The 21,971-nt window shown below is 66.9% G+C and carries 16 protein-coding genes and 2 pseudogenes; 17 read left to right on the top strand and 1 reads right to left on the bottom strand.

The genetic code is table 11. The features are described from left to right. Positions 1–64: 64 nt before the first annotated feature. The 14 genes and pseudogenes from IE258_RS33050 (at position 65) to IE258_RS41415 (ending at position 18,710) form a co-directional block, all read left to right on the top strand. The gene (locus tag IE258_RS33050; RefSeq protein ID WP_189749441.1) at positions 65–1,936 is read left to right on the top strand and encodes an AMP-dependent synthetase/ligase; all 1,872 of its coding nucleotides are present in this window, start codon (positions 65–67) and stop codon (positions 1,934–1,936) included. Positions 1,937–2,208: 272 nt separating this feature from the next. Beyond that, positions 2,209–3,330, top strand: coding sequence for an ABC transporter substrate-binding protein (locus IE258_RS33045; protein WP_189749440.1), 1,122 nt, complete (start codon positions 2,209–2,211; stop codon positions 3,328–3,330). A 71-nt stretch (positions 3,331–3,401) separates the two neighbouring features. Continuing rightward, complete coding sequence (locus IE258_RS33040; RefSeq protein ID WP_189749439.1) at positions 3,402–5,072, top strand: ABC transporter permease; 1,671 nt, start codon at positions 3,402–3,404, stop codon at positions 5,070–5,072. Continuing rightward, positions 5,065–6,204: an ABC transporter ATP-binding protein gene (locus IE258_RS33035; RefSeq protein WP_189749437.1), complete on the top strand. Its 1,140-nt coding sequence runs from the start codon at positions 5,065–5,067 to the stop codon at positions 6,202–6,204. The genes IE258_RS33040 and IE258_RS33035 overlap by 8 nt, the downstream gene beginning before the upstream one ends. Further along, on the top strand, positions 6,188–7,579 hold the full coding sequence (locus IE258_RS33030) for an acyclic terpene utilization AtuA family protein (protein ID WP_189749436.1): 1,392 nt from the start codon (positions 6,188–6,190) through the stop codon (positions 7,577–7,579). The genes IE258_RS33035 and IE258_RS33030 overlap by 17 nt, the downstream gene beginning before the upstream one ends. Then, positions 7,572–7,934 carry a DUF4387 domain-containing protein gene (locus tag IE258_RS33025; protein WP_189749435.1) on the top strand — a complete coding sequence of 121 codons (363 nt, stop codon included), beginning with the start codon at positions 7,572–7,574 and terminating at the stop codon, positions 7,932–7,934. The genes IE258_RS33030 and IE258_RS33025 overlap by 8 nt, the downstream gene beginning before the upstream one ends. Then, a pseudogene (locus IE258_RS41435) lies at positions 7,931–8,674 on the top strand (class II aldolase/adducin family protein); the annotation flags it as partial. The gene IE258_RS33025 and the pseudogene IE258_RS41435, both read left to right, overlap by 4 nt. A 319-nt stretch (positions 8,675–8,993) precedes the next feature. Then, the gene (locus tag IE258_RS41800; protein WP_189749432.1) at positions 8,994–14,513 is read left to right on the top strand and encodes an RHS repeat-associated core domain-containing protein; all 5,520 of its coding nucleotides are present in this window, start codon (positions 8,994–8,996) and stop codon (positions 14,511–14,513) included. Further along, positions 14,462–14,809, top strand: coding sequence for a restriction endonuclease fold toxin (locus IE258_RS33010; protein ID WP_189749430.1), 348 nt, complete (start codon positions 14,462–14,464; stop codon positions 14,807–14,809). The genes IE258_RS41800 and IE258_RS33010 overlap by 52 nt, the downstream gene beginning before the upstream one ends. Positions 14,810–14,837: 28 nt before the next feature. Next, on the top strand, positions 14,838–15,206 hold the full coding sequence (locus IE258_RS33005; RefSeq protein WP_189749429.1) for a hypothetical protein: 369 nt from the start codon (positions 14,838–14,840) through the stop codon (positions 15,204–15,206). Between the two features lie 235 nt (positions 15,207–15,441). Continuing rightward, a pseudogene (locus tag IE258_RS41420) lies at positions 15,442–15,531 on the top strand (IS5 family transposase); the annotation flags it as partial. Positions 15,532–15,667: 136 nt separating this feature from the next. Further along, positions 15,668–15,991 (top strand): hypothetical protein, encoded by a 324-nt coding sequence (locus IE258_RS33000; RefSeq protein ID WP_189749428.1) that lies wholly within the window; start codon positions 15,668–15,670, stop codon positions 15,989–15,991. A 261-nt stretch (positions 15,992–16,252) separates the two neighbouring features. Further along, a complete protein-coding gene (locus IE258_RS32995) occupies positions 16,253–17,152 on the top strand; it encodes an IS5 family transposase (RefSeq protein WP_229892562.1) in 900 nt (299 codons plus the stop codon). A 592-nt stretch (positions 17,153–17,744) separates the two neighbouring features. Further along, a complete protein-coding gene (locus IE258_RS41415; RefSeq protein WP_229892560.1) occupies positions 17,745–18,710 on the top strand; it encodes a HEAT repeat domain-containing protein in 966 nt (321 codons plus the stop codon). 326 nt (positions 18,711–19,036) lie between these two features. On the opposite strand, the gene IE258_RS32985 is transcribed toward IE258_RS41415, so the two are convergent. Then, entirely contained in the window at positions 19,037–19,336 is a 300-nt protein-coding gene (locus IE258_RS32985; protein WP_189749427.1) for a hypothetical protein, read from the bottom strand. 98 nt (positions 19,337–19,434) lie between these two features. Here IE258_RS32985 and IE258_RS32980 point away from each other — a divergent pair, with 98 nt between their 5' ends. The 3 genes from IE258_RS32980 to IE258_RS32970 are packed head-to-tail and all read left to right on the top strand — an operon-like array spanning position 19,435 to position 21,101. Next, positions 19,435–19,797, top strand: a complete 363-nt coding sequence (locus IE258_RS32980) for a hypothetical protein (protein ID WP_189749425.1) — start codon at positions 19,435–19,437, stop codon at positions 19,795–19,797. A 60-nt stretch (positions 19,798–19,857) separates the two neighbouring features. Further along, entirely contained in the window at positions 19,858–20,706 is an 849-nt protein-coding gene (locus IE258_RS32975; RefSeq protein WP_189749424.1) for an IS5 family transposase, read from the top strand. Further along, positions 20,703–21,101 (top strand): hypothetical protein, encoded by a 399-nt coding sequence (locus tag IE258_RS32970; protein ID WP_189749423.1) that lies wholly within the window; start codon positions 20,703–20,705, stop codon positions 21,099–21,101. The genes IE258_RS32975 and IE258_RS32970 overlap by 4 nt, the downstream gene beginning before the upstream one ends. Positions 21,102–21,971 lie beyond the last annotated feature (870 nt).

Genomic DNA, 21,971 nt, shown 5'->3' with positions numbered 1-21,971 from the left:
GAAGCAGGCACCGGGTGCCGACCACCAGTCACCAGTCAAGAGCCGTCCGTCATCGGAGGAATCCGTGAACGACATACACGACCGTATCGAGAACCGTCCGCCGTCGGTGGCCGTCCTCTTCCAGCAACGCGTCGCAGCCACGCCCGATGCCGAGGCGTACCGCTACCCGGTACCCGCGGCCGCGGACGAGGGCCCGGATGCATGGGAGTCCCTGACCTGGAGCGGCACCGCCGACCGCGTCCACGCCGTCGCAGCAGGCCTGATCGAGTTGGGCGTCCGCCCCGAGCAACGCGTCGCCCTCGCCTCCACCACCCGGATCGAGTGGATCCTCGCCGACCTCGGCATCATGTGTGCGGGCGCCGCCACCACGACCGTGTACCCGCAGACCAACGCCGAGGAGTGCGCGTACATTCTGTCCGACTCCGACAGCCGGGTACTGATTGCGGAGGACGCCGGTCAACTCGCCAAGGTGCGGAAGAAGTCGGACGAGCTGCCCGAACTCACCCACGTCGTGGTCATCGACCCCGCCGGCGTGGACCTGTCGGACGGACGGACTCTCTCCCTGGCCCAGCTGGAGGAGCGCGGTACCGCGTACCTGGCACGACACCCCGGCGTGATCGACGAGCGGGTCGGCGCGGTCACCCGGGACCAACTGGCCACCCTGATCTACACTTCCGGGACCACGGGCCGCCCCAAGGGTGTCCGGCTCCGGCACGACAACTGGGCGTACATGGCCAAGGCGACCTCAACGCTCGTGTCCGGGGACGACGTGTCGTACCTGTGGCTGCCGCTCGCACACGTCTTCGGCAAGGTGCTCGTCTCCGCGCAGATCGAGGTTGGGCACGTCGCCGCCGTCGACGGCCGTGTCGACCGGATGATGGAGAACCTGCCGGTCGTCCGGCCGACGTACCTGGCGGCCGTGCCGCGTGTCTTCGAGAAGGTGTACAACGGGATCGTCGCGAAGGCCCGGGCCGAGGGAGGCGTCAAGTACTGGGTCTTCCAGTGGGCCGCGGAGGTCGCGCGTGAGCATGCCAGCGTCACGCAGGACAACCACCGCCGCAGGGGCAGCCGATCCGCTCCGGCGCGTCTGGCCCTGACCCACCGGCTCGCCGACGTGCTCGTGTACTCCGGCGTCCGTGCGGCCTTCGGCGGCCGTCTGCGCGTCTGCTTCTCGGGATCGGCCGCCCTGGCGCCCGACATCGGACGCTTCTTCGCCGGCGCCGGGGTCCACATCCTTGAGGGATACGGCCTCACCGAGACGTCCGCCGTCTGCTTCGTCAACCCCGCCGACGCCTACCGCACCGGTACGGTCGGCAAGGTGCTGCCCGGCACTCAGGCGCGCATCGCCGACGACGGCGAGATCCTGGTGCGCGGCCCAGGAATCATGGACGGCTACCACAAGCTGCCCCGGGCGACCGCAGAGGTCCTGGACACCGACGGCTGGCTGCGCACCGGTGATGTCGGGCAGTACTCGATCGACGGGTACCTGACCATCACCGACCGGAAGAAGGACCTCTTCAAGACCTCCGGCGGCAAGTACGTGGCGCCGACGGAGATCGAGGGCCGCTTGAAGGCCAGGTGCCCATTCGTCTCCCACGTCCTCGTGCACGGAGCCGACCGCAACTTCTGCACGGCGCTGATCGCCCTGGACCCGCCGGCGATCCTCGACTGGGCAGAGCAGAACGGCCTGGCCGGCCGGTCGTACACCGAGGTCGTCGCTGCTCCCGGGACCATCGCCCTCATCGAGGGTTACGTCACGGAACTCAACAGGACCCTGCAACGCTGGCAGACCGTCAAGAAGTTCCGGTTGCTGCCCCGCGACCTCGACGTCGAACGGGGCGAGATCACGCCGAGCCTGAAGGTGAGACGACCGGTCGTCGAGCACGAGCACCGTCACCTGCTCGACGAGATGTACGCCGGCACACGCGAGGCATAGCCGTGCGCTCTTCCTCGACGCGACCGGTTGACAGAGACGCTGTAGCAAATACCATAGCCGTCACGGCGCGAAGGCCACATTTCTCGTCATGTGTGACACCGGGCCGGGTAAATGCTCCACCTCGCGTTCCCGGACAGCGCCCCCCAAAAAGCGCCTCACTTCCTGAGTGTGACCGCCCGTCGCAGGTCACACAGTGCGCTGCCCCTTCGACGGCCACGGAGAAGTCGTCCGTGCCCTCTGGGTAAGAAGCTATAGCAAATAGTGGAGGATCGATGATGATCTCACTCCCCAAGGCATGTGCCCTGGCGGCAGCCTGCGCGGTGGTTCTGACCGCCTGCGGAGCTTCCCCCAGCACCGGCGGGTCGGCGACACCGACGGCGTCGGTCGACGTGGGCAAGGCGTCGTCCGTCACGCCGCTCGACGAGGCGACGACCGCCAGAGCCGAGAAGCAAGGATCGGTGCTGCTGTACACCAATGCCGACGCCGACCAGATGGCACCGATCACCAAGGCATTCGAGGCCAAGTACCCCGCGATCGACCTGCGCGTCCTGAACATGAACGACGCGCAGACCTTCCAGCGCTACGCCACCGAGACGGCGACGGGCGTGCGTACCGCGGACGTCGTCATGGCCACGGACTCCGTCGGCATGCTGGACTTCGTCGCCAAGGGGCACGTGCTCGACTACACCGATCCCAACCTGGAGAACCTCCCCGCGTACGCACGGCTCGCCCCCGGTGTCGTCGCCGTCTCCGAGGACCCGATGGTCGCCGTGTACAACACCGCGCTGATACCCAAGGACAAGCAGCCCAAGAACCTGGCGTCCCTGGCGAAGCTGGCGGCCTCCGCCAAGGGGAAGGTCGGGACCACCGACATCAGCAATCCGCAGTCCTTCGGCGCCGTCAGCAGCTACGTCACCGAAAACGGCGACGCCGGATGGAAGCACCTCGAAGCGCTGGGACCCAACACCAAGGTCGAGTCGGGCAACGGCAACCTGATGCAGAAGCTCGCGCAGGGCGAGTACCAGGCGACCTATTTCGTCGCCGGCAACGTCCGTGCGCTGATTGAGGGCAAGGAAGCCGCCAAGATCCTCGACTACACATACCTGACGGACGGCACGCCGCTGCTGCCCAGGGCCGTCGCGGTGACCAAGAAGGCAAAATCGCCCGACGCCGCGAAACTGTTGGTGAACTTCCTCCTGTCGGTCGAGGGGCAGGAAGCCGCCTGCGACGGCGGGTTCACTCCCTACCGCGACGGAGTCGACTGCGCGTACGGCCTTCCGGCCGTCGAGGCGGTCGTGGGCGCCGATCACCTGATTCTCGGTGGCTATCCGAAGGACATCGTCAGGAACAAGACGACGATCGTCGAACGCTGGAAGAAGGCCTACGACCGGTGAGCGCCACCCGACTGCGGCCACCACCGCCGCTCCACACGACCCCCCCACCCGTGAAGCGCCGGCGAAGGCTGATGTCCACCAACGCCGGCCACTACCTCCTGTGGGCACTCGCCCTGTTGGTCATCGTCGGCCCCATCGTGCCGGTAGTGGCAGCCTCCCTGTGGTCGACACCGCTGTACGACTCGGGCGGTCACCTCACCTGGGACAACTTCCACGCACTGCTCACCGACGGCAGTTGGTGGTCCGCGGTGGGCAACTCGGTCCTGTTCGCCGCGCTGAACACGGCAGGATCGATCGTGGTCGGTGTCGCGTGCGCGGTCCTCCTCACCCGCACGGACGTCCCGGGGCGACGCGTTCTCACCACGTTGCTGCTCATTCCCCTCGCCCTGCCGGGCCTGGTGCTCATCATCGGCTGGGCCGCCATGTGGACACCGGCCGGATTCGCCACCTCGTGGCTGGAGACGCACACCTTCCTGAGCATGCCGGTCAACCTGTACAGCGTCCCGGGCATGGCCCTGGTCGGGATGACGGTCGCCTCTCCCACGGTGTTCTTGCTGTGCCGCGGCACCCTCCTGTCCATCGATCCGGCGCTGGAGGACGCCGCCCGTACCCTGGGCGCCGGCCCGCTGCGCAGCCTGCTGTCCGTCAGCCTGCCCTTGCTGAGGCCCGCCGTCACGAACGCGGCGCTGCTGGTCTTCGCCCTGTCCATGGAGGTCCTCGGCCTCCCTCTGATCCTGGGGTACTCCAGCGACATCGGTCTGATCTCCACCTACCTCTACGACCACTGGACCAACGACGCCCAGCAGGGCCTCGTCTCCGCAGGAGCGGTGTTCCTGCTGGTGGCAGTGTCCGGCCTGCTGGTACTGCGCAACCGGCTGGTGGGTGACACCGCACGCTTCACCACCACGACCGGCAAGCCCACCGGGGTACGAGTACTGAGGATGGGACGGGTGCGGTGGCTGCTGGCGAGCGTCCTCGCCCTGTTCCTGGCCCTGTTCGTCCTCGTCCCGTTGGCCGGGGTGGTACTGGCGGCGTTCACCTCGATCCTCTCGCCGTTCATCTCGCCGTGGAGCGTCCTGACTCTGGACAACTTCTCCGCCGTCTTCGACAACCCCCTGTACACCAACTCCATTGTCAACAGCCTCCTGATCGCCGGCGTCGGCGGAGCCCTGACCACGCTGGTCATCGCGGTGCTGTCGGTGATCGCCCACCGCTCGCGGTTCCGTTTCCGCGGCTCGCTGCAGCAGGGCATGCTCTGGCCGCGCATGATGCCCGCTCTCGTCACCGGCATGGCCTTCTTCTGGAGCTTCGCCCTGCTGGACAGATCCGGCGCGATCCGGGCCAGCCTGTGGGGCATCGGCATCGCCTTCGCCGTACGCAGTCTCGCCCTCGGCTACAGCGCCTTCTACCCCGCGCTGGCCGGGATCGGGGCCGACCTCGACCACGCGGCCCGTACCTCCGGCGCCTCCTGGTGGACGGCCATGCGCACGGTCGTCTTCCGGCTGGTGGCACCCGCCGCGGGCGCGTCCTTCGTGCTGCTGTTCGTCGCCATGCTCAACGACGCCGAACCCGCCGTCTTCCTCGTCACCGACAGGACACCCGTCCTCGGTCTCACCATGCTGCAACTCGCAGCGACAAGCATCGGCGGAAGCGTCGCCGCGTTGGGAGTGATCCAGATGGTCATCACGCTGGTCGTACTGGGTGCGGGCCGCGCCCTGCTGGGGGTGCGTCCGCGTGCCTAGCCTCCACCTGAACAACCTCACCAAGCGCTTCTCCCAACACACGGCGCTGCACGAACTCTCGCTGACGGTCCAGGAGGGTGAGATCTTCACCCTGCTGGGGCCCAGCGGCTGCGGAAAGTCGACCACCCTGTGGTCCATTGCCGGCCTCCACCACCCGGACTCGGGCAGCATCGCCTTCGGCGATCACGTCGTTTTCGACCACGGACGGGTCGACATCGAACCCGAACACCGCAACTGCGGGGTGGTGTTCCAGTCGTACGCGATCTGGCCGCACATGTCGGTAGCGGCGAACGTCGGCTACCCCCTCAAGCTGCGCAAGACCGCCAGGGCCCAGCGCGAGCAGCGGGTGAGGGAGGTGCTCGACCTGGTCGAGCTGGGGGACCACGCCACGGCGTATCCGCATCAGCTCTCCGGCGGGCAGCAACAACGGGTCGCGCTGGCCCGGGCCCTGGCGCACCCGCCCGACATGCTGCTGCTCGACGAGCCCTTCTCCAACCTCGACGCGAAACTCCGCGACCGCTCGCGGCAGTGGCTGAAGAACCTGCAGTCCCAGGTCGGCGTCACCACCGTCTTCGTCACTCACGACCAGGACGAAGCCCTGTCCGTCAGCGACCGGGTCGCGGTCATGAACCAGGGCCGAGTGCACCAGGTCGGCACCCCGGACGAGATCTACGAACACCCCGCCGACCTGTTCGTCGCGGACTTCGTGGGCACCGCCAACATCCTCAGCGCCACGGTCACCCAGGCCGACGGCACCCACGCGCTCCTTCGCGTCGACGGCCTGGACCAGCCCCTGCGCGTCCCGCACACCGACAGGCGGCTGGGCAGGGTGCGCGTCTGCATCAGGCCCGAGAGCATCGACATCCACCGCCGCACGAGTACCGGCGCCGCACCGCCGGACACGTTGACCGTCAACGTCGAGAACCGGGCCTACCTCGGAGACCACTACCGGTACACCGTCCGCATCGGCGCCACACCGGTGACGGTCACCACCACCCGCCCGGTCTCCGACGGCGAACTCACCATCAGTCTCCCTCCGGGAGACATCCGCGTCTTCCCCGAGGAAACCCCTTCGGCGGTCCTCGGGGAAACCCCTTCGAACGAGGAGAACCCACATGCCTCCGTCCGCTGAAACCCCCGACCGGGTCCGGGTCCTGACACCCACCGGAATGCTCGGCGCTGGCTTCACCCCACAGACCATCGAGTACGGCCTCACCCTGAACCCGGACGTCATCGCGGTCGACGGTGGCTCCACCGACTCCGGACCGCACTACCTGGGAGCCGGCGTCGCCAAGACCACCGCGGCCGCGGTCCGCCGGGACCTGACCATCCTCCTCAAGGCCGCCGCCGACGCCGGCATCCCGCTCCTGGTGGGCTCCTGCGGCACCAGCGGCACCGACTCCGGCGTCGACTGGGTCGCCCAGATCGCCGAAGACGTCCTCGCCGAGGAAGGCCTCGATCTGAAGATCGCCCGCGTCTACAGCGAGCAGGACCCCGCCTTCCTCAAAGAACAACTCTCAGCTGGCCGCGTGCACCCCCTGGCCCCACACGGCCCCCTGGAGCCCGGCACGCTGGAGAGCTGCACCCACATCGTCGGCATGATGGGCCACGAACCCTTCATCCACGCCCTCCGGGCCGGCGCCCAGGTCGTTCTGGCCGGCCGGGCCACCGACACCGCCCTGGCGGCCGCGGTCCCCCTGATGCGCGGCATGCCGGCCGGCCCGACCTGGCACGCCGCCAAGGTCGTCGAATGCGGCGGACAGTGCACCACCGATCCGCGCGCTGGCGGTGTCCTGGCCACCATCGACGCCGACGGATTCATCATCGAACCCCTCGACCCGGACAACGCCTGCACCCCCACGTCCGTGGCGGCCCACATGCTGTACGAGACCGCCAACCCCCTGCGGATGCGGGAACCGGCCGGCACCCTCGACGTCTCCGAGGCCGTCTACACCGCCCTGGACGACCGCCGTGTCCGCGTGGAGGGTTCCCGCTTCGAGCCCGCCGCCCAGCACACCGTCAAACTCGAGGGCGCTCGTGTCACCGGCTACGAAACCGTCTCCTTCACCGGCATCCGCGACCCCTACATCACCGCCCACATCGACCGCTGGGCCCGGCTCCTGCGCACCATCGTCACCGAGCGCGTCCGCCAGACCCTCGGCCTGAACCACGGCGACTACGGCATGGACATCCGCCTCTACGGCCACAACGCCATCCTCGAGGACATCGACCCCGACACCACCCCGCCCCGCGAAGTCGGCGTCATGCTCCTGGTCAACGCACCCTCGCAGGCCACCGCAACCGCCATCGCCAAGGTCGCCAACCCCCTGATGCTGCACCTGCCGCTGCCGGAGATGGAGTACCTGCCCAGCTTCGCCTTCCCCACCTCGCCGGCGGAGACCGAGCGCGGCGCGGCCTACGAGTTCGTCCTCAATCACGCCGTCGACGTGGACTCGCCCACCAGCATGTTCCGCACCCACCACTCCCACGAGGACAGCCATGTCTGACCACACCTCCGCCCCGCCCGTGCTCGGAGACTTCGCGATCGAGGTGCGGTCCAAGAACGCCGGGCCCTTCTGGGTCACCATGGAGACCTTCATGAAGGACAGCGCCGGATATGCCATCGCCGCCAACGAGACCTTCCTCAACGAGCAGGTGATCGCCGACCTCTACGGAGTCGACGCCGGGCAGGTCCAGTTCTTCCGCATCCCCGCCCTGAACGTCGTGAAGATCTCCTTCCCCCGTCCCGTCACCCAGGGCGGCCTTCGGGACCGGGACATCCACGCCGGCCAGCACCACGTTCCCCTCGCCACCCTTCCGGTGCCCGAACGGCACCTCCCGCGCCACGGCGGCCAGGCATGACGGCAACCGCCCCCGGAACCATCCAGCCGAAGGAGCACCCCGTGACCCAAGAAACGGTCAGCCACGACGACGTCCGCTCTGAGCCGTTGAGCCGACAGGACCTCACACCGATCCCGGAGGAGCAGCTCATCCTGCGGCTCCCCAAGACGTTCACCGACCCCGCCGTCGAGCGGCGCCACCGCAAGGAACGGCTCGCCGGCGCGCTGCGCCTCTTCGGACGGTTCGGATTCGAGGAAGGGGTTGCTGGCCACATCACCGCCCGCGACCCCGAGTATCCCGACCACTTCTGGGTCAATCCGTTCGGCATGTCCTTCAAGCACGTCAAGGTCAGCGACCTCCTGCTCGTCAACCACGACGGTGAAGTCGTCCAGGGACGCCATCGGGTCAACCGGGCCGCCTTCGCCATCCACTCCGCCGTACACGCGGCCAGGCCGGACGTGATTGGTGCCGCCCACAGCCACTCGGTGTACGGCAAGGCCCTGTCCGCCACCACACAGCGGCTCGAACCCCTCACCCAGGACGCGTGCGCCTTCTACGAGGACCACGGATGTTACGAGAACTACTCCGGCGTGGCCAACGACCCGGAGGAAGGCCGCCGCATCGCCGAGGCCCTGGGCGGCCACAAGGCGGTCATCCTGCGCAACCACGGGCTGCTCACGGCCGCGGGCTCGGTCGACGCCGCGGCATGGTGGTTCATCACGATGGAGCGATCGGCCCAGGCGCAGCTCGCCGCCAAGGCCCGGTTCCACCGCTGGGAAGCGCCTGCATGTGACCGTTGCCGACCGCCAGACCACACGGCGAGCCGGGATCGACGGTCTGCTGCTGTCACTCGAGCCCGCCGACGCCTCCGCCACGGCCGGGACGGCCGAGGTCCAGGTCGACTACACCGAGATCGCGTCGGCCTATGGCGCCGACTGGGCCTCTCGTCTGCACCTTGTGCGGCTCCCTGCCTGTGCGCTGACCACGCCGAAGGCGGCGAAATGCCGCCAGGGCGTCCCGCTGGCGACCGACAACGACACCAACGCCCGCACCCTGACGGCCACCGTCACTCTTCCCACCGTGACCCGCGCATCCAGCTCGTCGTCCTCCGCAGCCGGCAAGGCTTCTGCCCAGAGCACGGTGGTGCTGGCTGCCGAGGCTGGCGCGTCCGGTGAAGAGGGCTCGTTCAAGGCGACATCGTTGTCCCTCTCCGGGTCCTGGTCGGCGGGCGGAAACTCCGGCGGCTTCGGCTGGAGCATCCCGTTCGGAGTGCCTCCGGTGCCGGGCAGCCTGGAGCCCAAGGTCGCGCTGTCGTACAACTCCTCCGCCGTGGACGGGCGGACGTCGTCCACCAACAATCAGACCTCGTGGGTCGGTGAGGGCTGGGAGTACTCGCCCGGCTACATCGAGCGGACGTACGCGGCGTGCGAGAACGACAAGGAGGACGGCAACAACACGGAGGAGGTCGGCGACCTGTGCTGGAAGTCCCAGAACGCCACCCTGTCGCTGAACGGCAGGTCCACCCCCTTGGTGTGGGATGCCGGCAAGAGCGTGTGGAAGCCCGCTGCCGATGACGGCTCCCGCGTCGAACTGATCAAGGGCAGCGCCCCGAACGACGTGAACGGCGACGCCGACTACGAGTACTGGAAGGTCACGACCGTCGACGGCACCCAGTACTGGTTCGGGAAGAACCGTCTTCCCGGCTGGAGCAGCGGCAAGGCCGAGACGAACTCCGTCTTCACCGTCCCCGTCTACGGAAACCACAGCGGCGAACCCGGTCACGGCACGGACTTCGCCTCCTCGGCGCAGACCCAGGGCTGGCGCTGGAACCTCGACTACGTCGTCGACCCGCACAACGACGCCATGGCCCTGTACTACACCAAGGAAACCGGCTACTACGCGAAGAACAGCAAGATCGACGATCCTGCCTCCTACATCCGCGGCGGCTACCTGACCCGGATCGACTACGGCCTGCGGGCCGGCCAGGCCCTCACCACCGCCAACCCGGCAGGCCAGGTGAAGTTCGGTGTGTCGGACCGGTGTGCGTCCAACTGCGTCCTGGACGAGGACCACGCCACCTACTGGCCGGACGTGCCGGTGGACCTGCATTGCACGGCCGACGAGCAGTGCCTTCAGGCCACTCCGACGTTCTGGTCGACCAAGCGTCTGACCTCGGTCAACACCTTCGCGCTGCAGGGCAGCACGATGCAGCCCGTCGACACCTGGGCGCTCACCTCGAACTACCCCGGTACCGGCGACGTCTCCACGCCTTCACTGTGGCTTGCAGCGGTCCAGCACACCGCCAAAGCGGGCGCCCTGGCCGATCTGACCCTGCCCAAGATCACCACTGGTGGCAAGCTGATGCCCAACCGGGTCGACGCCGCCGAGGGCCGGGCCCCGCTGAACAGGTACCGCCTCACACGGGTCACGGGCGAAACCGGCGCCGATACCCTGGTCACCTACAGCCCCACCGAGTGCACCACTACCAACCAGCCCGACCCTGACGAGAACAGCAAGCGCTGCTACCCGTCGTGGTGGACACCGGACGGGGCAGTCGACCCGGTCAAGGACTGGTTCCACAAGTACGTCGTGACCCAGGTCATCGAAGACGACACCACCGCCGGCACCGGCTCAGAGTCGAAGACCACCACCTACGAATACGCCGACGGCCCCCACTGGCGGCGCGATACCGGCGAGTTCACGCTCGACAAACACCGGACGTGGAGCGACTTCCGTGGATACGGCACCGTCCGCACCCTGACCGGCACGACCAACCGCACCAAGACCGAGAGCACCTTCTTCCTCGGCATGGCGGGCGACACCTTGGCCGACGGCAGCACCCGCAACGCCCCTAAGGTCAACGGCGTCACCGACCGCAACGACTTCTCCGGCCGCACCGCAGAGACCCGCACCTACGACAAAGACGGTACCGCCGGCAAGATCGTCGCCAAGACCACCTTCCTCCCCTGGGCATCCGACGCCACCGCAACGCAACACATCACCGGGATCACCGACCCTGACAAGCCGGGAAGCGCCGGACCCACACTCCCCGACAGCGCCGCCCACCTCGCCGGAACCGTCACAGAGAAAGCCTCCACCCTCCTCGACGACGGAACCTGGCGCACCCTGACCACCGCCCGCACCTACGACCCGGTCTACGGCCTGCTCACCTCCCAGGGCGATGACGGCGACCCCGAACACGGCGTCAAACCCGTGTGCACCCGCACTACCTACGTCACTCCGGACAAGAGCAACTGGCTGATCGCCTACCCCAGCCAAGTGGTCAACGCCGTCTCACCGCTCTGCCAAGGCGGGATCCTCAACACCGCCATCACCAGCGCCAGCCGAACCTCCTACGACGGTCAAGCACCGGGCACCGCACCCAAGCCGGGCCAGGTCAATGTCACCAAGACCGAAGCAGCCTCGAAACTCGACGGCAACAATGCCCTGGTCTGGGAGACCACCAACCAGGCAGCGCACGACCAGTACGGGCGCACCACCAGCAGCACCGGCCAGGACGACCAGACGACCACCACCACCTACGCACCGGCCACCGGCGCCCAACCCACCACCATCACCGTCACCAATTCGCAAGACCAGGCAGCGAGCACCACCCTCGACGGACTGCGCGGCCTGATCCGCAAGGCCACCGACGCCAGTGGGCGCGCGACGAGTAGTGAGTACGACAGCCTGGGCCGCCTCACCAGAGCATGGAGCGCGGGCCGGGCCACGACCGAGGACCCCAACGCCACCTTCACCTACAGCATCTCCGCCACAGCACCGTCCGCCGTCACCACCAAGACACGCCGGGAAGACGGCACCTGGGGCACCTCCGTCACCCTCTACGACTCGCTGCTGCGCGCGCGCCAGACCCAGAGCGACGCGGTAGGCGTCAGCGGCCGCACCGTCACCGACACCTTCTACGACACCCACGGACGCGCCTTCCAGACCAACGCGCCCTTCTACAACGACCAACCCGTCTCCACCACGCTGCTCACCACCACGCCGAACCAGATTCCGGCATCGAGCGTCACCCAGTACGACGGCCGCGGACGGCCCACCGCCGTTCTGACGCTGTCGCTGAATGTGGAGAAGTGGCGCACGACCACCACCTACGGGGACACGTGGACCGCCACACTGCCCCCGGCCGGCGGAACGGCAGAACTCGCCGTCAGTGACATCCGCGGCCGCACGATCGAGCGGCGCGAGTACAAGGACCGCAACCCGATCATTGGCGCGTCCGCCGACCGCTACGAGGCGACCCACTACGCCTACGACGCGGCCGGGAACCTCTCCAAAGTCACGGACGCATCCGGCCGCAACACCTGGACCTACACCTACGACCTGCGCGGACGCCAGACAGCCTCCAGTGACCCGGACAAGGGAGCCGTCACCACTGTTTACGGCAAGGACGGCCGCATCGCCACGACCACCGACGCCCGCAACACCACGCTCGCCACGACCTACGACGAACTCGGCCGCAAGACGAGCCTGCGGATCGGCTCCAGCACGGGTACGAAGCTGGCCGAGTGGACCTACGACACCGCCCCCGGCGGTAAGGGGCTGCCGGCCGACTCCATCCGCTACGACACCTCCGTCACGCCTGCCGCCGCCTACACCACATCCGTGACCGGCTACGACACCGCAGGCAACCCCACCGGCACGAAGATGACCGTCCCCTCGGTCAGCGGAGAAGAAGAACTCGCCGGTACCTACACAGTCGCCACCACGGCCACCCCCGTCAACAACCTGCCCGCCACCACCGCCTACAGCACCACCAACACCAACGCCACCACCGCGCTACCAGCCGAAACGGTCACCAACCACTACGTGCAGGACCAGCTCTCCATCGTCGACGGCACCCTGTCCCAGGCATACCTGCGCGGCGCCACCTACACACCCTTCGGTGAACTCGCCCAGGCCCAACTCGGCAACCTCGGCACCCTGGTCACCCAGACCTTGGGCTACGACACCATCACCCGACGCCTGGCCACCTCCATCACCGACCGCCAAGCCGCCGGCCCGAAAACCCTCTCCAACACCAAGTACAGCTACGACACCGCCGGAAATCTCACCCGCATCCGCGACGACCAAAACGACGGCACCGTCATCGACGACCAGTGCTTCGCCTACGACTGGGCCCGCCGCCTGAGCGAAGCCTGGACCACAGGAGACGACTGCACCACCCAACCCGCCACGGGCAGCCCCACTCTCGGGACCACCGACCCCTACTGGACCAGCTGGACCTTCACCAACAGCGGAGACCGCGCCACCGAAACCCAGCACGCGGCAGGCCCCATCACTGCCGACACCACCCGCACCTACAGCTACCCCACCACCACCGGCGCCGCCCAGCCCCACGCCGTACGCACCGTCGCCGCCACCGGCGGCGACACTGGCACCGCCACCTACCAATACGACACCACGGGCAACCTGACCAAGAAGACCCCCGCCACCGGCGCCTCCCAGGCCCTCACCTGGAACGAGGAAGGCAAACTCGCCACCTCCACCCTCTCCAGCGCCATCACCAGCTTCCTCTACGACGCCGACGGCACCCGCATCCTCAAGCGGGAACCCGCCGCAACCACCCTCTACCTGCCCGGCGGACAAGAACTCGTCCTCACCAAATCCACCGGCGCCCTGGCCGGCACCCGCTACTACACCGTGCCCGGCGGCTCCGCCATACGCACCAGCAGCGACGGCAGAGTCCGCATCCTCGTCGCCGACCCCCACGCCACCAACACCCTGTCCATCTCCGCCACCACACTGGCATTCAACCGCCGCAAAACCCTCCCCTACGGGGGTCCGCGCGGAACCGCCCCCACCTTCTGGCCGGGCCAGAAAGGCTTCGTCAACGGCGATATCGACCCCACCACCGGCCTCACCCACATAGGCGCCCGCGACTACGATCCCAACACCGGCCGCTTCATCAGCGTCGACCCCCTCCTCGAACTCGACAAACCACAAACCATCGGCGGCTACGCCTACAGCGCCCACAACCCCACCACCTACAGCGACCCCACCGGAACCAGACTGGGCGGCTGCGAAGGCGGATGGCAGGAATGTGGGCCCGGCGGAAACGGCGGCGACACCGACAACGGACCGCTCGTCGAGGACACCGACACCGGTGGATTGGGCAGCGGCGCCGATACCGGCAGTGGTGCAGGCACCGGCACCGGCACTGCTGGTAACGGAGGCGGGGGGCATTGGTGGGACGACGTAATCGACTGGGGCAAAGAGAAGATGGAGCCCGTCCTCCACTACGGCTCCGCAATATTCTCCCAACCCGAGATCTGGTGGGGGGCCGCTGAAACTGCTGGAAGTATGTTCCTCATCGGCCTCGGCGGAGACGCCATAGTGGGTGGGGGAGCGCTCTGTATAACGGGAGTCGGCTGCCTCGCTGGTGCTCCAGCGATCGCAAGCGGCGTGGGCCTGGTCGGCGTCGGAGCCGTCGGCACGGTGGACGGCATCGGACGTATCAACGACGGGCTCGGAAAGGCACTTGCGGAGGCCCGCCAGCCGCGTCTGGCTCGTCGACGAACGGAGGTATGGGAGACCTGGTTAAGGTCAACAAACCCGACGCCTCGGCGGACGCACTAGCCGAACGCCTCGGGGGGGAATCAAGGGTTAAATTCAAGAACGACCCTGAGGGTCGGGAATTTGATGCTGTGAGCCCCACTTATGTGGCGCAGGCAAAACCTGCTAACTTCATCCTAGGGAAAAAGTTCCGGAAACAGGCTGCCGCCACGTTCCAGATGGCTTCGACCACAGGTCGAGTCCCTTATTTCCAATTTGATGGCGCACCGGGTCCGGGCGTAGTTGATGCCATCAGGAGGTATAGTCAGCGTTACCGAATGCCGGCGGTGATCGACACTCAGCCGCTGATCGTACCGTAAGGCGAGAGTGGGACGAGGAGTGGCGGGCATGGCAGTCTACGTTTCAGTGCGAGGGTGGCTAGAGTGCGATAGCTTTCAGCTCTCTGCGGCAAAAGAAATCATCGCCAGTCATGCCGATAATCACTATTCTGGCGGGTGGGGATTCCCTAGTCGACCGTTTAACTGGACATCGTACCTCTTTTACGGAGGTGACATTCAGGAAGCGGATGTTCGCTGGTTGCGTGACCAATTGGTAGAGATGGCCACTCTCCCACCCGCAGATGAGGATGACTCGGATGTGCAGGGGCTCTTCATTCTAACGCATGAGATTGATGGGTTGGTTGAGTGGCAGATTCGTGATGGGAGCGTCCATATTGTTCGCGGCGATAAACGACACGATTACTTGGGTCCGCTCTAAGGGGTCGTTGTCGCCTGCACTGCCCGTATATCTAGCGAATTTCAGACCGCTGGCCTGTGGTGCTGGTGCTGCTGGAGATGCGGGTTGATTCTTGCTGGTCAGGTGGGGTGGCGGGTGAGGTGGGAAGTTACTGATGCCTGTCTCATCCCAGGATGCCCAGCCTTCGCAGGCGTGCACTTCCATTGCTGTCGCTGTGCGCCTGGGCGCACTCGGTCCGCGGCAGTACGCCAAAGGCATGCCGGCGCGACGCCCGTACCCGAGTGATCTGTCCGATGCACGCTGGGAGTTGATCGACCTGGCACTCTCGGCCTGGCGCTCCGAGCGGGAGGGGCTGACGTTCCGGAAGGAAAGGCGGCTATTTCGTGGGCGAGGAAGTTCCTGTCCGGCGGCCAGTAGGGTTCTCGCTGATGATGTCTTGACTGGCGTGTTCAAGCGCCGTTTCCCGATCGCAAGGAAAGTGGATGGTTGCAAGAAACTCCGAGGGGCTCGATGTATTCCTCAAGGTTGCTGCTGACTCAAGGCTTTCGTGGCGTGCTGTTCAGCTTGCGGGCCGAGGAATCTCGGCGGACGCGGCTGGTGTCGTCTGGGCGATTTCCAGGGGAAAGCATTCACTGAGCGGAGAAGAGCTCTCGGACCTCCTCATGGAGCAGGGTGATCTGGTTGATTCCCTGTCCGAAGGGTGGCGATCTTTCGACACCGGAGAGCTCGCTAGTGCGGATTTTGAGGATCAGCTAGAAGCGATTGTGGCGGGGCTGGAGGCGTGGATTCTGCGAGCCTCGCGGTAGCAAATTCAGCAAGTCCCGCCGGAATTGATCCGGCGGGGCTTCTGAAAGAGCGTTTTGTCCTGGCAGGGTTGTTTGGCGTTGATTCGCGGGCTGATTCGGCACGGGGTCCTTGGGGCAGATGTGCCTGATGCGGGGCGAGGGATTCGAGTCGTCATTCGACGCCCCGATTTCTTTCATTTGCTCCTGTCTGATCCCAACGCGCCCCCGGTTGGCCTCGTTTGCGCCCTGGGGAGGCGGCCTGCTCGACGGTACTACCGAAACATGACGCGACACCGCCCGTATCCCAGTGACCTTTCCGAGGCACGCTGGGAGCTGATCGGACCCACACTCACCGCGTGGCGGGCTGAGCGCAGGAGCAAGGGCCTCACCATCGGCCGCCCGCCCGAGCACGACCTGCGTCGCATCATGGACGCCATCCTCTACGTCGACCGCATTGGTATCCCCTGGCGGTATCTGCCGCACGACTTCGCACCATGGGAGACGGTCTACGGCTACTTCGCCAGGTGGCAGCAGGAAGGCGTGTTCGCCCAGCTCAACGGCCTGCTCCGCCAGTTCTTACGGCAGAAGGAAGGCCGGGAGGCCGAACCGTCGGCCTGCGTGATCGACGCGCAGAGCGTGAAAACCTCCACCAGCGTGCTCGCCACCAGTCAGGGCATCGATGCCGGCAAGAAGATCGTCGGACGGAAACGGAGCATCGTCACCGACACCATCGGTCTTCTACTCGCTGTGCTGGTCACCGCGGCAAGCGTGCAGGGCTCCATCGCCGGCACCCAGCTCCTGGACCAGGTCGCCGCCGAACATCCCAGCATCCGCAAAGTGTGGGTCGATGGCGGCTACCGACAGCACCTCGTCGAGCACGCGGCCGCCCTCGGCATCGACATGGAAATCACTCAACGCCAGCCCGGGACCAGGGGCTTCACCCCCATCCCGAAACGCTGGGCGGTCGAGCGGACCTACGGCTGGCTCATGCTCCACCGCAGACTGGCCCGCGACTACGAAGCCTTGCCCACCCGTTCCGGAGCCGTAATCCACATTGCCATGACCGACCTCATGGCCCGCCGCCTCACCGGCGAGGAGCCTGAGCTGCTGCGCGTTCTTGCCGTCGCGTTCGAGCGCGTCTGGGCACGCGCTGTCCCCCACGACACCTACAAGATCAGGTAGGTGAGCACGACAACCGCCCATACGACCGACCTCCCCATCGGCCAGCGACCAGGCCGCTCGACGCCAGCTCGCAGAACGACTGCGTGAAGTCCGGCTGGACGCCGGCACCACCAAGCGGGAACTGGCCGCACGCTGCCAGTGGAACGAAGCGAAGTCCTCCCGCATCGACAACGAGTCGCCGACGCGGCTTCCTGAGCCGCCAAAACATGAGTGTCGCCGACGGGGAGACAGCAGGAGAGGATCAGTGAGGTCCTCCGACGCGACCAGTATGAAGACGGCTGCCGGTGGCTCAGCTGGCGGCCGGCGGTCGTCAGTGGCGCGCGGATCGCTGGCCGCGGTTGCCAGGGCGTCCAGCAGACGCCGTGAGGGGGTGGGCAGCAGGAGCCACCTCCCGAGCATGCCGATGATCGTCACCATCGCAGTGAGGATGACGGCGCCGTGCCGTCCGGTCTCAGCGCGCTGTCTGTGCCGGCTGGCATGATCAGCCGCAAGTTCGAGATTCCTCTAGCGTCGCGGCGCCTCGCCCTGGGGGGTCCGCGGGTATGGGGGTTGGTCGGTGAATTCATGGGAGAGCGATCGGACGTACCAGGCGGTGGTGCAGGCCTTCGTGGACGGCGATCCCCGCGATTGCGTGGGTGGGCCGCTTGACGTCCGTGCTGTGGTGGCGGACATCAGCACCCAGGCCAAGGACGGGTTTCTGCTTGAGAAGGTGCCGTGGGACCGCTTCCCGGAGGGTGCCAGCGTGCGGCAGGAGATGGAGAGGCTGCGTTCGGGCGATGCTGTCCGCGGTGGCCTGAGCGGGCTCATGGGCCTGTGCGCGAATGACATGAGGGCCGCAGTGGCGCTGGCGGTGCCCTTCTTGATTCGGGTCGGTACGGACCCGGAAGCAAGCCAGCGCGCCCAAGCCCTGGCAGTGACAGCAGAAGCGGCGCGTATGCAGCATCAGGGCGTGTGCACCCGTGCCGACATGCTGCGGTTCCGTGGTGAAGACGAATGGTTCTTCGAAGTCACGGGCTACTTGCAGAACTGGTCGGTGCAAGCCGCCCGCGACGCAATCGCCGCGGACACCGACCTCCTCCTGCCCTTGGTCGACGACCCCGACCCCACGGTGCGCATCGCCGCCGCCTACGCGCTGGCGGCCGCCTCCGCCCGCGCGCAGACCATCGTGTCCGTCTTCCAGACCCGCCTGCTCTGCGAAGACGACCCGGCCGTACGCGCGGGTCTGGTCCTGGCAATTGCACAACTGGCCCGGGCACACCAGGACTCCAACACAGTGGTCTGGATGCGGGCCTGCTGGTCCGATCACGTACAGCCACGAGAGGTGCGCGTGAGCGCCGCACTGGGCTGGATGTGTCTCACCGACCTGCCGGTCCCCGACGAACTGGCCGCCTTGCTGGACCACCTCGCCACCCACGAGACAGCCCAGCTCATGGCACCGCTGCCGTGGATGCGTGCGGCCGAGCACGCCGCCGGCAACGGCCTGCAACGCTGCCTGCGGACCATGCTGCACCCCGACACTCCTGACGCTGAAGACCGACGAGACGACCCGTGGTCCTGACAGAACCCAAGTCATGATTCGCAAAACCGGGAAACAGCAGGACCTCCGCCCACGCCCGGCGACGGTTCATCACCGTCCCTCGGCCCAGCCACGGCATGTCGTGCTGATGCCATGCCTCGGCACCAAGGCGAACCACTTGAAAAGTTCAGTGAAGGAATCCGTCCCACTTTAGTTCGGCCGCGTGGCCGGGCGGCAGGTCGGGGCTGGCCACGGGGGCGGTGAGCATCGGCTCCGGCAGGGTCCACGTCACCCTTGTCGCCTTCCACGACGCTCGGCGCGTTTCACAACGGCGCTGCTGTGTCTTCCTCGCGGAGGAGACCGTGTGGTCAGGCGGTCAGTTCCGTCTGGGCCGACACTGCGGTGATCGTGGCGTGGCGGATGTACCACTCCGTGGCGAACAGCCGCTGCCGTGCATCCGGTGGAAGGCCGGCGATCAGCCCCGGCAGGGCTCCCCGTGTCACTTCGGAGCGGTGCGCCAGTACCGCGGCGGTCTTCTGTTCCATCCAAGGGCCGACGTCGACTGTTGCAGTGACCTGTTCGTCCGGAACGCTGTACACCGCCTTGTGCGCACCGATGACGTCTCTCAGGGCGGGTACGGCCGAGTGGGGATGGGTGGCCAGGTACAAGGCGCGCGGCTGCCAGGGGGGACCGGCATCCGGGTAGAGGTGCGTGCAAGGGAACAACGTTTCGTTGTTTCCTTGTGTGGTGGGGGTAGCATGCCGGCATGGCAGCTGAAGCTCATGGCCCAGCCCGCGCGCAACTGTCCGCGATCGCGGAGGATCCCGCCGCGGACTGGGCTCCGGCGGACCGTCTGGAGCAGGATGCTGCGCTGCTGGGGCGTCTGCTGGGGGCCGCTGCCGGTCATCGGCAGGAGGGTGGGCAGTGTCCTGACGTGGGCGTCGATGAGGTGGCTGCTGGGCTGAGTCTGTTCGAGGAGATGCGTGTGGCGCTGGACCGGCTGGAGGCGCAGGTGGTCATCGAGGCCCGGCGCCGGGGTATGGACTGGCGGCAGATCGCCGGGCATCAGGGTCTGAATTCCTCTGAGTGGGCGGTTCGTGAGTCTTTGAGTGGGTCTGCTGTCGCCTGATGGTGTGGCGGCGGGGCGGAATCTGCCGGTCCGCGGTTGGTGATCTGGTGATGTGACCGGGTGAGTGAACGCAAGCCGTACCCGAGTGACTTATCGGACGAGCAGTGGTCGTTGATCGAGCCGGTGATCACCGCGTGGAAGAACCGACACCGCTCGGTCAGCGGCCACCAGGGCGCCTACGACATGCGGGAGATCGTCAACTCGATTCTCTACCAGGGGCGGACCGGCTGTCAGTGGGCCTATCTCCCGCACGACCTGCCGCCCAAGAGCGCGACCTACTACTACTTCGCCGCCTGGCGGGACGACGGGACCGACCAGGTCATCCATGAACTCCTGCGCTGCCAGGTCCGTGAGCGGGCCCGCCGATTAGAGGACCCGACCCTGGTGGTCCTGGACACCCAGAGTGTCCACGTGGCCGCCGGGGTCCCCGCCTCCACGACCGGGCACGATCCGGCTAAGCGGGTGCCCGGCCGCAAGCGCGGACTGGCCGTGGACGTTCTCGGCCTGGTCATCGCGGTCACCGTCCTCGCCGCGAACACCCACGACAACGCCGCGGGCATCGTCCTGCTGGACCAGGTCGCCGAGCAGGCCGGCGGCACCGTCCGCAAAGCGCTGGTCGACCAGGGCTTCAAGAACCAGGTCGTCGCGCACGGTGCCGGCCTGGGCATCGACGTCGAGATCGTCGAACGCAACCCGCAGGTCAAGGGGTTCGTGCCGCAGCCGAAGCGGTGGAGGGTCGAGCAGACCTACGGGATCCTGATACTGCACCGGCGCCTGGTCCGCGACTACGAGTACCGCCCCTCCTCCTCGGCTTCCCGCGTCTACTGGGCGATGACCCACGTCATGACCCGGCGCCTCACCGGCACGAACGCCCCCACCTGGCGCGAGCCACAGGCGGCGGCAGCGTGAACATCCAGCCCCTGCTCGACGCCCTGGACCTCCAGGAAGACGCCGCCCGGGCCCTGGCCGACGACCTCCGCGCACAGATCGACGACCTGCAGACCCGGTTACGGGAGGCCGAGACGCACCTGGAGCACCTCGCGATCACCCGCAAGACCGTCACCGGCCTCGCCGACCGGCTCCCTGCCGTCGCGCCGGACCTGCCCGAGCACCCGGACTACCCCCGCATCCTCGCCGCCTTCAACCACGCGACCGGACCGCTACGAGCCAAGGACGTCTGCGAAACCCTCGGTCACGAACTGCTGCCGAAGAACGTGGAAGGCACCCGCGCCAAGCTGAAGCGCCTGGTCAAACTCGGCATCCTCACCGAGGCCGACACCGGCAACTTCGCCAGGAAGCAATAGCCGACCGACCCTCCACCAGCGACCTTGCCCCAACCTCGGCCAGAAACGGACATCACCTTACGAACCGCCCACTAATGAGTGCGGTCGGGCGGAGTGAGGCAGAGCAAAACTTGCGCCTAGTCGCATGTTTCAATGGAGAGTTGTGGATAGACGCATGTTTGCGTGCTGAATGTAGGCACGAGCCGACATCCAAACGCCCCTAATGTCGGTGGCCGCCGACATTAGGTTTCACAAAACCGCAGGTCAGACGCGGTTTTCCCCGAGCGTCTCTTAAATAAAGACAGGTCTCAGCTCCAACCGGCCGATCTCAGCTCTCCGTGTCTCCCAACAAGGCTGCACACAAGCGCAGTTGGCCATCCTCGAGCGGAACCTAAGCCAATCCCCAGGCTTCCAGGTGTGAGTGGGTGGTGGCGGTTCGGGCATGGGGGTCGGCCTGGGTGTGTGGTTGTGCGTCGGTTGGCGGCCGTCGCGCGGTGTGGTGGAGGCGGCTGTGTAAGCCCCGGACGGGTGAGTGTTGGTGGCTGGCCCCTTCTGACCTCTCGCCGGCCGACGTCCTTGCCCGCCCCTCCTTTCCCCGGTATTCCGTGGTTTACCGACCCCCACGGAATACCTGTCAATTCCACCCTTTTCCAAGGGAATCGGAGATTCCCCAAACCCCCTACCACACACCACCCATGACATCCAATCAAACTAACCTCACCTGGTGTGCCGGAGGCACACCCATATTCCCCGCTTTTCGTGCCGGAGGCACGCAAATTCTGGAATTAGCCGGAGGTCATTCCAGAATTGCCCCGCCGGAGGCGGGGCAATTCGCGCGGGGACGCGCGAAACGAGCGGAGCTCGTATTCGGCTGCCGGAGGCAGAGCGAAG

This window comes from Streptomyces tendae (assembly GCF_014650435.1).
Taxonomy (GTDB): Bacteria; Actinomycetota; Actinomycetes; order Streptomycetales; family Streptomycetaceae; genus Streptomyces; species Streptomyces tendae.
Note: the sequence above shows the minus strand (reverse complement) of the source record. Positions and strands in the feature narration are given on the sequence as shown.